Origin of the sequence: Micromonospora sp. DT4, from assembly GCF_049841675.1 — a bacterium.
Taxonomy (GTDB): Bacteria; Actinomycetota; Actinomycetes; order Mycobacteriales; family Micromonosporaceae; genus Micromonospora.
In genome coordinates, this window is sequence record NZ_JBNCKT010000007.1 from 47,692 (window position 1) to 60,893 (window position 13,202).

Genomic DNA, 13,202 nt, shown 5'->3' on the forward strand with positions numbered 1-13,202 from the left:
TCACCGCTCGCCGGCGTCCCAGCGCCGCGGGCCGTCCTCCCAGCGGGGGTCACGCCACGGGTCGGCCGGTTCCGGCGCGGGCGGCGTCGGCAGCGTCGGAGGCCAGTTGTCGGTCGGCTGGGGCCGGGGCACGCTCCACCCCGAGCTGATCGTGCCGTCGCGGACCGGCTCGGGCTTCTCCACGCCACCCGGCCGGGGGCGCCCGAGCGTCTCGACCAGCCGGGTCACCAGCAGCCCGACGCCGAGCGCCACCCCGCCCACCGCCCAGCGGCTCACCGACCAGTCGCGCTCCGGCGCGTACGCCTCGAAGACGGTGACCAGGCCGACCGCCAGCACGGTGCCGAACACCCCACCCCGCCGGCCGTACGCGCTGGTGCCCCCGAGCAGGGACACACCGACGGCCAGCACGGTCCAGTCCAGTCCGGAGGTGGGTGTGACAACGCCGGGACCGTTGGCGGCGAGCAGGACCCCGCCGAGCGCCGCCAGCACGGTGGAGCCGACCAACGCCAGCGCGGTGATCACGGCGGCCAGCGTGCCCCGGCGACGGGCCGGATCGGCGACCGGCCGGTACCGCCCCACCAGCCGGCGGATCGCCCGGATCGCGCCGAACAGACCGCCGAGCACCGCGACGGCGGCGAACCCGGCGAAGAGAAAGCCGGCGGTACGCCCCGGGTCGTAGTCACCCTGCACCAGCACCGGCGCCGACCGGCGCTCGATGTACACCACCACCCCGGCGGCGGCGGCCAGGCTCGCCGCCCAGGCGGGTACCTGCAGCGCCACCACGGCCAGTGCCAGCACGAGACCACCCAGCGCGGCCACCACGACGGCCGACCCCACGGACGCGGCCAGCCCCCGGTCGCCCTGCTCCGCGTAGTGCAGCGCGGCGGCGACCGCCACCGGCCCGACGGCCAGGTGGGGGGCGGCGGTGCGCAGGCTCAGCCCGGCGGCGAGGGCGAGCAGGCCGAGGCCGACGGCGTCGACCAGCAACGTGCGCAGGTCGGCCCCCCGCAGCGCGTCCGGATCGGCCCGCCAGAGCAGCCAACCCAGAGCCGCCAGACCGGCCAGCAGCAGGAGTTCCCAGATCACGTGTACGCCGACCCGGTCCCGGCCGGGCTCACCGTGGGTGGGATCGTCGAAGACGTTCTCCAGGACGGCGGCAGGAACCCCAGACGAAGGGTCGACCGACCGGTCCCGGCCCGTGTCCTCGTACCCCATGGCACCGCCTCCCCAGTGGCCGGCCGCTCCCGTGCCGGCACACGCACAGATCGGGGGCGGCCGTTGCTCTCCGATCGGAGGCACCGTACCCGCGCCCGGAGCCGGATGTAACCCCCTGCTCAGCGCTGGCCCGGGCGGCTCTCCCGCTGGTCCTGCTCGTGCTCGTCGTCCGGGCGCTCCGGCACCCGGCAGGAACGCTCCAGCCAGAGCGCGGCACCCACCAGCACCAACGACGCCAGCAACCCGGCCCCGGCGGCCGGGCGGTCCTCGGTGGCGGCACGGGTGGTCTCCACGAAGAGCCACCCGCTGAGCCCGGCGTAGAAACCGGCGAAGATGGACCCTGCCAGCGCGGACGCCTTGGCCAGCACCACGAACCGGGCAACCAGCAACGGGTTGACCGGATCCCGACCGGGCTTACGGCCGATGCGGCCGCGCGTGTTGACGGCCGCGTACGCCTCCAGCACCGCGAGCGCGGCCAGCGTCACCACCGGCAACCACGGCAGATGGGGAATGCCGCTGTAGTAGAACGTGCTGATCAGCAGCCAGGCCACCGCCGCCGCACCCAGAGCGGCCACGACCAGCGTCGAGATCCGGGTGGCACCCATCCGCGGCCCGTCCGGGCCCGGCGGTGGGGACTTCGCCTGGGTCATGCCGGCCGGCTCCACTGGGTCATGCCGTCGACTCTAACGCCAGTTCCGGCCGGGGACGCAGTTCCAGCGCGTCGTCGGCAGCCGGACCGGTGGTGAGCAGGTCGGTCAGCCAACCGTGCCCGGGCAACCGCCCGTACGGTTGGATGTCGATCCACGGTCGCAGCACGAACGCGCGCAGGTGCGCCCGCGGATGCGGCAGGGTCAGCTCCTCCTCGTCGCTGAGCACCGGCTCGTCGTCGTCGCCCCAGACCGCGATCACGTCCACGTCGAGGGTGCGCGGCCCGAACCGCCGCTGCGGGTCACGGACCCGACCGGCCGCGCGCTCCGCGTCGCGGGCCCGCTCCAGCCAGTCGCGCGGAGTCGCGCTCCCGTCCTGGGCGAGCACCACCGCGTTGAGGTACGCGGGCTGGTCGGCATCTCCCCACGGTGGAGTCTCGTACACCCCGGAGACCACCAGCACGGCGTCGCCGAGCGTCGCGACGGCCGTGCGGAGATGCTCCAAGCGGTCGCCGAGGTTGCTGCCGAGCGACAGCACGGCCCGGGTCATCGGGTACGCGTCCGGGTCATCGTGACGGCCACGTCGGTGAACGTGTGCGGCACCGGGGCCTCCGGCTTGTGCACGGTGACCGTCGCCCTGACGACCCGCTCGTCGGCCAGGCAGACCGCGAGCAGCCGGTCGGCCAGGGTCTCGATCAAGTTGACCGGCTCGCCCGTCACCACCGCCACCAGCCGTTCGGCCAGCTCGCCGTAGTGGACCGTGGCGGTGACGTCGTCGCTGGCGGCGGCCGGGCCGAGGTCCAACTCCAGGACGGCGTCGACCACGAAGTCCTGCCCCTGCGCCCGCTCGAAGTCGTACACCCCGTGCCGGCCGCGCGCCCGCAGGCCGGTCAGCTGGATGCGGTCGCTCATCGGTCTCCCTCTCGCCGGTCGGTCCACTCCTTGGAGTGCGCGTCCTTGGAGTGCGCGGGCGCGAGCCGTGGGCTGCCGGTGGCGACCCAGACGGCGAGCGCGTCCACGGTGGCCCGCACGTCGTGTACGCGTACGCCCCAGGCGCCCGCGGCGACGGCCAGCACGCTCGTGGCCACGGTGGCGGCCTCCCGCTCGGCGGTGGGTCGCGGTGTGCCGTCCGCGGCGGCGAGCAGGCGGCCGAGGTAGGACTTGCGGCTGGCCCCGAAGAGCAGCGGGTATCCGAGGTCCAGCAGGTCCGGTAGGCGAGCGCTGAGTTCCCAGTTGTGGGCGGCCGTCTTGGCGAAACCGAGGCCGGGGTCGATGACGATGCGGTCCGCGGCCACCCCGGCGGCCAGCGCCGCGTCGACCCGTTGCCCGAGCTCCTCGCGTACGTCGGTCACCACGTCGGTGTAGCTGGCCAGGTCGCGCATCTGCCGGGAGTGTCCACGCCAGTGCATCAGGACCCAGGGACAGCCGGCGTCCCGTACGACGCGGGCCATGTCGGGGTCGGCCAGTCCGCCGGAGACGTCGTTGACCACTGCCGCGCCGGCGCCCAGAGCCGCCTCGGCCACCCGCGCGCGGCTGGTGTCGATGCTGACCGGCACCCCGGCGGCGCTCAGCTCGCGGATGACCGGCAGCACGCGCTCGGCCTCGGTCGCCGCATCGACCCGGTCGGCGCCCGGACGGGTCGACTCGCCGCCGATGTCGACCAGGTGCGCACCGGCCTCACGCAGACGGACGCCGTGTCCGACGGCCGCGTCGAGGTCGGCGTACCGTCCGCCGTCGGAGAAGGAGTCCGGCGTGACGTTGAGGACGCCCATCACCACCGGGCCCGGGGCCCGTACCAGATCGGTCACGACTAGACGGTACCGGTCGTGACGACGGCCTTCGGCGACCCGGGTCGACCACCCCTGACGTGCCAGTTAGAACAGGTGTACGATCGGTCATCCGGGCAGCAACGAGCAGCCCCTTCGCGGCTTGTCGCAATCCGGGGCGGCCCGTACGCTTTGGAATTGGCCAGCATTGAGATGGCGAAGCTTGGAGGGAGGGCCGAAGCGGGGAAAAACCGCCCAAAGCTCGCCACCCTCCGTGGTGAGTAACGAACGCAGGGTCGAGATCGCTGCGCCCTGTCAGCAGATTTCCCGCCAGGCTTGCCTACTGCACCGCCGCGGCACCGCCGGCCGCGCTATGGGGAGGTTCCAGTGATCGCCTTCGAGCTCATGGAGACGGCGTCGTCCGGCGTCGCCCACGCGCTCTCCACCCTGGCGTCGGCTCCGCTCGCCGAGCCGGCCCCGAAGGGGATCGACACCAACAGCGTCGTCACCTTCTTCGCCAGCAAGATCGCGCCGATCCTGCTCGCGGTCCTCGGCGTCATCTTCATCGGTCGCGCCAGCCGGGGCGAGATTTCCAAGGTCCTGACGAGCTCCGCGATCGCCATCGTCGGGCTGGCCTTCATCGCCGGCGCGGCAACACTCTTCTTCGTCGGCGATTACCTGATCGACCTGATCTTCGAATAGGCGCGGTCACCAAATGCGGCTGCGCACCGACGACGACATCTACCGGGCCCGCCTGGTCTACCTCGGGCCGCCCGGCTACACCCTTCCGGTCCACCTGCCCTACGCCCAGTACGGGCTCTTCATGCTGCTCGTCCCCCTCTACATGTTCATCCACTGGCTGTTCACGTTGACGGTCGACCTCTTCCCAGCCTGGGAGATCGCGCTCGCCATCGTGACCACGTCGTTCATCTTCCGGCACGTCGACCCCGACCGGCCGGCGCGGGTGGTCATCCGCACCGCGCTGACCGACTGGCGACGTACCCGGGAGCCGGCGGTCGAGCAGCGCGACCCGCGTCTGGTCGGCAGCCGGATCAGGATTCGGGAGGAGCTGGCATGACCGGGCGTACGCCGATCGGTCTCTTGCACCACGCGGGTGAGGCGGTCGCATGAGTCGCTCTTCCACGCCGGGTTCCCCGGCCGGCCGCCCGGCCGTGCCGGCCGGTCACCGTGCGCAGTCGTTTGACTACCCCGACTCCGAGAATGAGGTCGCGCTCGACCCCGCGCTGGTGACCTCGCCCGGCCACGGCGCCGTCGGCGTCTTCCAGGCACCCCGACCGGTCACCCGCCGGACGCCTCCCGCCGAGCCCAACGCGGTCTCGGCCGGCGAGAACGCCGACATCGACTCGCCCTTTCTGGACCTGTTCGGTGGTGCGCGGCCCGGTGGCCCCCGGGCCGTGACGGCGGCTCCCGCCAGCCGGCACCAGCCGGCGATCCCGCAGCAGCCGCCTGCGGGCGCCCCGACACCGGCCCGGCCGGCTCCCGAGTTGGAGCCACCGTGGACGCCCGACGACCAATCCGCCAGCGACCGACAGGCAGTCGAGCCACGACGGGCGGACGCCTACCCGGCCAGCGAATCCCGGGTGCCGCATCAGGCAGGCGACCGACGCCCGATGCTGCACCCCTCGGACGACCCCGAGCCGACCGCCGCAGGCGCGTCAGCGTCGACGGCCAACGGCTCTGCACCCCGGACGTCCCGCAGCGCACCCGTCGTCCCACCGACGGCATCGGCGCAGCGTCCTACCGCACCGACAGATTGGCCGACCGCACCGGCGGAACGGCCCGCCGCCGCCCCGAGCGACCGGCCGGCGCTGGAGCGCGCGCCGCGCCGCAACGGGTCGGAGCGATTCAAGGGGGGCGGGAAGGAAGTCGCCCCACCTCGCCAACGGGCCGCGAACCAGCAGGACCGGCCGATCAAGCCGGTCCGGGTCCGTGCCCCGAAGATCAAGTTCGGTGACCGGGACCCGTCGGTCGAGCTGGCCATCACCGAGATCGCCGGTCACCTGACCTTCACCCCGAACACGGTCACCGCCTGGTACTGGCTACCCGAGGTGCGCTGGGCCTTCCGCCCGGACGCCGAACGCGAGGCGCTGCTGTCGGCGATCTCCGAGCAGTACGCGGGCCTCGCCGGCTTCCGACTGCACCTGCGCCGGACCACCCGGCCGTTCCCCGCCGACGAGTGGGCGCGCACCATCGACGCGCACACCTCCGCGCCGCTGCCCGACGTCCCCGGCACCACCGGCTGGGCGGACCACCTGGTCGCGGCCCAGCGCCACCTGATGGCCGTCAATCACGCCGAGGGGCAGACCTACCTGGGCGTCACCTTCGCCCGACGTTCCCTCGGCGACTCCATGACCGAACGGTTGCTCCGCACCTTCGGCCGGGGCACCGCCGAGGGCGAGCGTCGCAAGCTGGGTCGCACCGTGGAGCAGTTCGACGAGGTGCTCGGCGCGTTCGGCATGCGCGGCCGACGGGTGACTGCCCAGGAGCTGGAGTGGCTGCTCTACCGCTCGGTGGCGCTGTGCATGGCACCCCCGGGCCGACTCTCGCCGGTGACCGACGGGCAATGGGAACGCGGTGACCTGCTCGCCCTGACCGAACAGGTCGAGCGCTACCGCACCCCGTACGGCTCGACGGTCAAGCTGGTCAACCGGATGACCGGCGAGGAACGGCACGTGGCCGTGCTCGCCGTCGGCCGGATGGAGCCGCTGGAGATTCCGGAGCGGCACGAACCATGGCTGCACTTCCACGAGCGACTGCCCTGGCCAATGGAGATCTCCACCCGGGTCGACATCCTCGGTTCCGGCGACTCGTTCCGCAATCTCGAACATCGACTGCGGATGATCCGCTCCCAGCAGCTCGACTACGCCGAGCACGGCATCGACGCACCCCCGGAGCTCGAACGCCTCGCCAAGCGAGCGCTGGTGATCGGCGACGAGATGACCACCGGACTGCCCGTCGACTCGGCCCGCGCCCACGGCTGGCACCGCATCGCGGTCGGCGGCCGGACCAGGGAGGAGTGCCTGGAGCGGGCCCGCCGGCTCATCCAGCTCTACTCCCGGGAGCTGCGCATCTCCCTGCAGCACCCGAAGAACCAGGACTGGCTGGCCCGCGAGTTCATCCCCGGCGAGCCCATCGCCAACACCGGCTACGTCCGCCGGATGCCGGTACCGCTACTCGCCGCCGCGCTCCCCCAGGCCGCGTCCACCGTCGGTGACCGACGAGGCGACCTGATCGGACGTACCGCCGGCACCTGCCGCCGCCCGGTCTTCCTCGACCTGCACTTCCCCATGGAGGTACGCGAACGCTCCGGGCTCGCGGTGTTCGTGGCCGAGCCGGGTGGTGGCAAGTCGACCCTGCTCGGCGCGCTGGGCTACCTCGCCGCACGGCGGGGTGTGCAGGTGACCCTCCTCGACCCGTCCGGGCCGCTGGCCCGGCTCTGCGCCATGCCCGAACTGCGGCCGTACTCCCGGGTGTTGAACCTGACCGGGTCCGAGCACGGCACCCTGGCGCCCTACTCGCTCATCCCCACGCCCCTGCGCAGCGAGTTCGCCACCGGCGCCGCCGGCGACCGCGAGTTCGAGATCGCGGTCTCCAACGCGCGAGCCGAGCGGCGGATGCTGGTCCAGGACATCTGCATGATGCTCGTGCCGCCGCAGGTGGCCCGGGAGGCGTCGACCGCCACCCTGTTCCGGCACGCCGTTCGGCAGGTCCCCGCCGAGGAGACGTCCACCCTGGACGACGTGGTGAGCTGCCTCGGGCGGCTCGACGACGACGCCGGCAAAGAGTTGGCGAACCTTCTCCTGGACACCGCCGAGATGCCGCTGGCCATGCTGTTCTTCGGTCGGCCACCCGAGGGGCTGCTCGGCGCCGACGCGGCGCTCACCGTGATCACCATGGCGGGGCTCCGGCTGCCCGACCTCAAGATCGAACGCGAGTACTGGTCGGCCGAGGAGGCCCTCGCCCTGCCGATGCTGCACACCGCGCACCGGCTCGCCGTCCGCCGCTGCTACGGCGGGTCGATGTCGTCCCGCAAGCTCGTCGGCCTCGACGAGGCGCACTTCATGGAGGGCTGGCGGTCCGGGCGGTCGTTCCTGGTCCGGCTCGCCCGGGACTCCCGGAAGTGGAACCTCGCCGCGCTGGTCGCCTCGCAGAACCCCCGCGACATCCTCGGCCTCGACGTGCAGAACCTGGTCTCCACCGTCTTCGTCGGCCGGATCGCCGAAGACGCCGAGATCGCCTCCGAGGCGCTACGCCTGCTGCGGGTGCCGGTCAACGACGGGTACGAGGCCACCCTTGCCTCGCTCTCCGCCGCAGACAGCAACTCGGCCTCCCGCCTCGGCTTCCGGGAGTTCGTGATGCGTGACGTCGACGGCCGGGTGCAGAAGGTCCGGATCGACGTCTCGTACGTCGACGGCCTGCTGGACCACCTCGACACGACGCCCGCCGCGATCGCCGCGGCGGCCGGAGTCCTACCGAGCATTTCCCTGCCCGATCTGGAGGCGTGACATGGCTGGGGCCCGGGTTCGGATCGCGTCGTTCCTGCTCGCGCTCGGCGTACTGGCCGGGGCCACCCTCAGCTGGCCGCTGCTCGGCGCGGAAGCGGCCGCAGCCGCCCCGCCGGTCACCCAGGCGCGAGCCGACCTCTGCACCACCGCGGAGTGGCAGGCCGATTTCCGGGCCTGTGTAGGCAAGCTCCAGGAGGTCAGCGAGGACGAGGTCAAGTGTCGCAACGCGCCGACCCCTGGCACGCCCGACTCGGGCCTCGCCGGCTGGTTCGCTGCGGCGCCACCGGCTGAGGCGACGAACGGGATAGCCGGCCGATACAGCCTCTATGGATACGCGGGTTACAGCTACAACACCTACGACATCGGCGGCGGCTGCGCATCGAGTGTGCTGCACCCGGACTACAAGTTCACCACCACCGTGGCGAACGGTGAGTTCATGGCGGCCACGGCGATCATCGGTGCCTCGAACGCGCTCAGAGAGCGCGCCTGGGACCCTGGCTCGATGTGGGGCTGGGCCGACCCGCTGGTCGAGAAGGCGACCAAGGCTGTCTACGAGAAGGTGTTCAGCGTCTTCGGGATCGTCACGCTGTGCGTGGTAGGGCTCTACCTGCTCTGGCGGTCCCGCCAGTCGGACATGAGCAACGCGATGACCACTGCGGGCTGGGCTCTCCTCGTGATGGTCGCGGTCACGGCGCTGGCCGCATGGCCGGTAAAGTCGGCGAACATCGCGGATGGCGCGCTGGTCACCAGCCTCGGTGTGGTCCACGACGCGGTGGGCCCGCAAGCGAAGGAACCCGCACCAGGGCGATGCCTTGATCCGGACCGCTGCAAGGACCTGCGAACGCCGGCCGTTCGCGCGAGCGACACCGCCACCGAGACCATGCTCTACCGGAACTGGGTCCGAGGCGTCCTCGGTTCGGCTGACAGCGAGACGGCTCGCAAGTACGGGCCGGCGCTGTACGACGCCAAGGCGCTGTCGTGGGACGAGGTTGAGAAGCTGCGCGCCAACCCGGCTACCCGGGAGGCGACGATCAAGGCGAAGCAGCAGCAGTGGGCGCGGGTGGCCCAGCAGATCCAGACCGAGGACCCGGAGGCGTACGAGTACCTCCAGGGTGTCCGGGACATGGACCGGGTCGGGGCGGGGTTCATCGCCGTGCTGGCCTCGGTGCTGTTCGCCATGTTCGACCTGACGGCGTCACTCCTGGTCCTGCTGGGCTTCCTCATCTTCAGATGGGCGGTGATCGCGGCACCCATCCTGGGCACGGTCGGACTGCTCCGACCGGCCAGTGCCGGCCTGCGACGGCTGGCGAACGCCGTCGTCGCCGCGATCTTCAACATCGCCATCTTCGGCACCGGAGCCGCCATCTACCTGTTCGCGGTCGATCTGATCATGAATACGCCCACGCTCCCCGGATGGCTCCAGGTGGTGCTGGTGTGGTTGTGCGGAGTGGTCGGTTGGCTGCTGCTGCGGCCGTACCGGCGAATCACCCAGCTCGGCGGTAAGGACAGCAGCGAGGCGGTCAGCTCGGCCGGCTCCTGGCACCGCCGGTTCTTCCGTGACATGCGGGTCGCGGCGCGACTCGACGTCGTCGAGCCCGGAGGCACGATAGAACCGGTGGGCGGACGCCGCCGGTCGCCGGACGCCGAGCAGACCCGACTACGCCCGGAGGCACGCCGGGAAGACCCGGCCCCGACGCCGACGCACACCCCGGCGGGGAGCCGACGCACCGACGACGGTCGACCAGATGGTCAGGAACGCGCGGACGATGCACCGATCGGGGAGACCGGCGGCCGAGATCGTCCCGTGCCGCCGCGGCCTCGTCGCCGCCAGGCGGCGACGTGGACCGAACCGGACGTGCCGGCGGAGAATCCGTCGTTCGTGGTCTACCGGCCGGGCTCCACCGAACGTGCGCCGGACCACACCGGACCGCGGGTGCGCTCCGAGGCTCGGTGACAGCGATGCGACGTGCCCTGGAGTTCCTCTTCACCCGGGCGCTGCGATCCCGGCTGGGGGTGGCCGCGGTGATCGCGGTACTCGTCCTCGGGGTGATCGGGGCGGCCCGCCTGGCGTCCGGCCCGACCGACTCGGCGGACGGGTTGAGCAACCGCCCCAACCAGCCGATCACCACCGTCGACCCAACGGCCGGTGACGACGGTCTGACGGCCATCGAGACCCCACCGTCGCCGGTCACTCCGTCCGGTGCCCGCACGCCAGAGCAGATCGCGGACCGATTCGCCTCGGCCTGGCTCGGCCGGCCCGGCATGACAGCCGAGCAGTGGCAGGCCGGTTTGCGGCCGATGTCGACGCCGGCCCTGATCGAGAAGTTGGCCGGCGCCGAGCCCGGCGGGGTGCCGGCCGAGGAGGTGACCGGCCCACCGACGGTGCGGTCGCGCACCGAGACCTTCGTCGAGGTGCTGCTACCGCTCGACACGGGGCGGCTCCGGTTGGAGCTGGTGATGGCGGACACGAGTTGGCTGGTCGACGTGGTCGACTGGGAACGACAGTGACCGCCGGCCGAGCGGGCCGCGCACTTCGTCGGCCGATCCGAGCCGGCGTAATCGCTTCGGTGCTCACCAGCGTACTGCTTCTGCTCTGTTGCACCGGCGGGACCGCTGCGTTCTTTCTCAGTGGCCTCGGCGGCGACGCGGAGAATGGGGACACCCTCGCCGGCTGGGGCTGTGGACCAGTACGTCCCGTCGACATCACCGGCGAACTGCCCCGGTTCACCGAGTACGGCGACGCGCAGGTTCGCAACGCCGCGATCATCATCAAGGTCGGTCAGGACCTGGGAGTGCCCTCACGCGGCTGGGTGATCGCTCTGGCCACCGCGATGCAGGAGTCCGCACTGCGCAACCTGGCGAACAGCGACGTGCCCGAGTCGCTGTCTCTGCCGCACGAGGGCGTCGGCGCCGACCACGACTCGCTGGGCCTGTTCCAACAGCGTCCGGGGTGGGGCTCGATCGCCGAACGGATGACGCCCGCGTACACAGCCCGGAAGTTCTACGAGAAGCTCGTGAAGGTACACAGCTGGCAGCACCGGCCGCTGACGGTCGTGGCGCAGCAGGTCCAGGTCAGCGCCTATCCAGACGCCTACGCCAAGCACGAGGAGCTGGCCAGCAAGATCGTGGACGCATTGGCCGGTGGTGCGGCACGCACCGTCCAGATCAACGGCAAGGCGGTGTGCGACGCCGCCGAGCGCGGCCAGATCGCCGCCTCCGGCTGGACGGCGCCGATCTCCGGCGACGTCGGCTCCGGCTTCCGGACCGCCGATCGGCCCAGCCACAACGGCGTCGACATCGGGGCGGCAAAGGGCACCGAGATCCGTGCTGCGGCTGCTGGCCGAGTGCTGGTCGCCCGCTGCGACCCGGACAACAAAGGACGCCGGAGCTGCGACGTGGACGGTTATCCGGGCAAGGGCGGGTGCGGCTGGTTCGTCGACATCCTGCACGCCGGCGGTTACATCACGCGGTACTGCCACATGGTGGTCCAGCCCCGGGTGTCGCCGGACCAGATCGTCTCGGCCGGACAGGTGATCGGGCAGGTCGGCAGCAGCGGCAATTCGTCAGGTCCGCACCTGCACTTCGAGGTGCACCTGCGCAGCGACCGGTCCAGCCGGGGTGCGACCGACCCGATCCCCTTCATGCGCGAGCGGGGCGCCCCGCTGCGCGCCGCGGAGTGAGGCCGTCACTGGCATGACCGGACCGCTGCCGGACCCGTTCGCCGACCAGCCCGACTGGGCACCGCGGCCACCCCGTCCCCTGACCATCGTGCCCGCCACCGATCGCGTGGAGTTGCGTGGGCAGCGGGTGCTCGTGGGTCTGCCAGGGCTGGGCTGGCGGGGAGACCTGCGGGCGGACGACCGGGTCGTGCAGGGTGCCCGGACCTACGTGCCGGTCATCCCCGAGCACGAGTGGTACCGGGCCGAGGCCGACCAGGTCGAGGTGTTCGCACCGCTGGTGCCGGTCGAGCGGGTCTGGGTGGAGACGGTCGGTGAACGGCCCGCATCGGAGGGCACCCGGGACACCGGTATCCGGTTGGTCTCGCTGGACGGCCCGTCCCACCGTTCCCCCACACCCGTGTTCGAAGCGGACGCGGTCACCGGACGCCGCGTGGTGCACGTCGAGGACGGACGCGAACACCGGGACATGCGAGCGGTGACCGAGACCTACTCCGGAGCAGAGGGCGACATCTGCGTACGGATCACGCCCGAGGTGGAGTGGTACCGCTGGGCCTGGCGCGGCCAGTCACCCACCACTCTGGAGGTACCCGTCCACTTGCTCTGGATTGAGTAACCGTCAGCCAACCTTTACCCCGCCGCATACCCGCCAACCTTCCTGGTCTTTGACGTCGAATTGCCAGGTGTCTGTCAAGCTCTGTTGAGTTCCGTCCACCGTGGCGCTGCGTCGAATTGTCGTTACGACGGAGGCGGCTTTACCGTGGCCCTCAACGTCGAGGCTGCCCCAACTGACCAAGATGGTGACGTTTAGTTCCTGCTCACGTGCGACGAGGTCGCTGCGCAGCGAGCGAACTGAGTCCAGTTGCGTTGCACCTTCGCAGGTGTACAGGTTGGCTCGGGCGTCGTTGCGGTCTACGAGGAACGCACGTAGGTAGTTGTCGACGACCACGTCGGGGGTGCTGCGGTCCGGTGCGGCAGCGCGGTTGTACAGCACGAAACCCGTCGCCACCCCGCCGAGCAGGAGCAGGGCGAGAACCCCGCCGACCACGGTGAGCACAGTTCGCAGCCGGCGGCGTCGTGGCTGTGGTGCCGGCGCTGGCGGGGCCGGCGGCAGCTGCTCGGATGGAGTCCGTTGGGCCGGTACGCGGGAGACCTGGGAACCGGCGGGGGGCTGCACTGATTCCACCTCCTGACGTTAACGGCTGAACCGCCCGGAGCCAATGCCCCAGATCCAGCGGATCGTGACGGACCCCTCCCCACCGGTGAGATCCGCGACAACACCGGCGCACCGCCGTGCTACCTCCCGGAGGAGGGACTCTGGCTGGGATACCGTCACTGCTCGGGGAGGGGTTGCCGACCTCGGGTGAGGGG

The 13,202-nt window shown here is 71.6% G+C and carries 13 protein-coding genes; 7 read left to right on the plus strand and 6 right to left on the minus strand.

Annotated features, from left to right (window positions below):
• The 5 genes from ACLQ24_RS04610 to folP all read right to left on the minus strand — a co-directional run bounded on the left by ACLQ24_RS04610 (position 1) and on the right by folP (position 3,670).
• Positions 1 to 1,215 (minus strand): ABC transporter permease, encoded by a 1,215-nt coding sequence (locus tag ACLQ24_RS04610; protein ID WP_425889143.1) that lies wholly within the window; start codon positions 1,213 to 1,215, stop codon positions 1 to 3.
• A gap of 119 nt (positions 1,216 to 1,334) precedes the next feature.
• Positions 1,335 to 1,865: a DUF3180 domain-containing protein gene (locus ACLQ24_RS04615; RefSeq protein ID WP_425889144.1), complete on the minus strand. Its 531-nt coding sequence runs from the start codon at positions 1,863 to 1,865 to the stop codon at positions 1,335 to 1,337.
• Positions 1,866 to 1,884: 19 nt separating this feature from the next.
• Entirely contained in the window at positions 1,885 to 2,412 is a 528-nt protein-coding gene (gene folK / locus ACLQ24_RS04620; protein ID WP_425889145.1) for a 2-amino-4-hydroxy-6-hydroxymethyldihydropteridine diphosphokinase, read from the minus strand.
• Positions 2,409 to 2,774 (minus strand): dihydroneopterin aldolase, encoded by a 366-nt coding sequence (gene folB / locus ACLQ24_RS04625; RefSeq protein ID WP_425889146.1) that lies wholly within the window; start codon positions 2,772 to 2,774, stop codon positions 2,409 to 2,411. Before folB ends, folK begins: the two co-directional genes overlap by 4 nt.
• The gene (gene folP / locus ACLQ24_RS04630) at positions 2,771 to 3,670 is read right to left on the minus strand and encodes a dihydropteroate synthase (RefSeq protein WP_425889147.1); all 900 of its coding nucleotides are present in this window, start codon (positions 3,668 to 3,670) and stop codon (positions 2,771 to 2,773) included. Before folP ends, folB begins: the two co-directional genes overlap by 4 nt.
• 345 nt (positions 3,671 to 4,015) lie before the next feature.
• Here folP and ACLQ24_RS04635 point away from each other — a divergent pair, with 345 nt between their 5' ends.
• From ACLQ24_RS04635 to ACLQ24_RS04665, 7 genes are read left to right on the plus strand one after another with little or no spacing between them, the layout of a single operon-like run.
• A complete protein-coding gene (locus tag ACLQ24_RS04635; protein ID WP_030327982.1) occupies positions 4,016 to 4,330 on the plus strand; it encodes a hypothetical protein in 315 nt (104 codons plus the stop codon).
• 13 nt (positions 4,331 to 4,343) lie between these two features.
• The gene (locus tag ACLQ24_RS04640; protein ID WP_355238541.1) at positions 4,344 to 4,706 is read left to right on the plus strand and encodes a hypothetical protein; all 363 of its coding nucleotides are present in this window, start codon (positions 4,344 to 4,346) and stop codon (positions 4,704 to 4,706) included.
• 49 nt (positions 4,707 to 4,755) lie between these two features.
• Positions 4,756 to 8,154: an ATP-binding protein gene (locus ACLQ24_RS04645; RefSeq protein ID WP_425889148.1), complete on the plus strand. Its 3,399-nt coding sequence runs from the start codon at positions 4,756 to 4,758 to the stop codon at positions 8,152 to 8,154.
• Between the two features lies 1 nt (position 8,155).
• Complete coding sequence (locus tag ACLQ24_RS04650) at positions 8,156 to 10,108, plus strand: MFS transporter (protein ID WP_425889149.1); 1,953 nt, start codon at positions 8,156 to 8,158, stop codon at positions 10,106 to 10,108.
• Positions 10,105 to 10,662: a hypothetical protein gene (locus tag ACLQ24_RS04655; protein WP_425889150.1), complete on the plus strand. Its 558-nt coding sequence runs from the start codon at positions 10,105 to 10,107 to the stop codon at positions 10,660 to 10,662. The genes ACLQ24_RS04650 and ACLQ24_RS04655 overlap by 4 nt, the downstream gene beginning before the upstream one ends.
• A complete protein-coding gene (locus ACLQ24_RS04660; RefSeq protein ID WP_425889151.1) occupies positions 10,659 to 11,834 on the plus strand; it encodes a M23 family metallopeptidase in 1,176 nt (391 codons plus the stop codon). Before ACLQ24_RS04655 ends, ACLQ24_RS04660 begins: the two co-directional genes overlap by 4 nt.
• 13 nt (positions 11,835 to 11,847) lie before the next feature.
• Entirely contained in the window at positions 11,848 to 12,447 is a 600-nt protein-coding gene (locus ACLQ24_RS04665) for a hypothetical protein (protein WP_425889152.1), read from the plus strand.
• Positions 12,448 to 12,450: 3 nt separating this feature from the next.
• On the opposite strand, the gene ACLQ24_RS04670 is transcribed toward ACLQ24_RS04665, so the two are convergent.
• Positions 12,451 to 13,008, minus strand: a complete 558-nt coding sequence (locus tag ACLQ24_RS04670; RefSeq protein WP_425889153.1) for a hypothetical protein — start codon at positions 13,006 to 13,008, stop codon at positions 12,451 to 12,453.
• Between the last annotated feature and the right edge of the window lie 194 nt (positions 13,009 to 13,202).

Bases quoted from the DNA above. Each gene is read 5' to 3' on its own strand.
- ACLQ24_RS04645 (WP_425889148.1), top strand. From the start codon at position 4,756: ATGAGTCGCTCTTCCACGCCGGGTTCCCCGGCCGGCCGCCCGGCCGTG.
- ACLQ24_RS04650 (WP_425889149.1), top strand. From the start codon at position 8,156: ATGGCTGGGGCCCGGGTTCGGATCGCGTCGTTCCTGCTCGCGCTCGGC.
- ACLQ24_RS04610 (WP_425889143.1), bottom strand. From the start codon at position 1,215: ATGGGGTACGAGGACACGGGCCGGGACCGGTCGGTCGACCCTTCGTCT.
- folB (WP_425889146.1), bottom strand. From the start codon at position 2,774: ATGAGCGACCGCATCCAGCTGACCGGCCTGCGGGCGCGCGGCCGGCAC.
- ACLQ24_RS04640 (WP_355238541.1), top strand. From the start codon at position 4,344: ATGCGGCTGCGCACCGACGACGACATCTACCGGGCCCGCCTGGTCTAC.
- folK (WP_425889145.1), bottom strand. From the start codon at position 2,412: ATGACCCGGGCCGTGCTGTCGCTCGGCAGCAACCTCGGCGACCGCTTG.
- ACLQ24_RS04665 (WP_425889152.1), top strand. From the start codon at position 11,848: ATGACCGGACCGCTGCCGGACCCGTTCGCCGACCAGCCCGACTGGGCA.
- ACLQ24_RS04615 (WP_425889144.1), bottom strand. From the start codon at position 1,865: ATGACCCAGGCGAAGTCCCCACCGCCGGGCCCGGACGGGCCGCGGATG.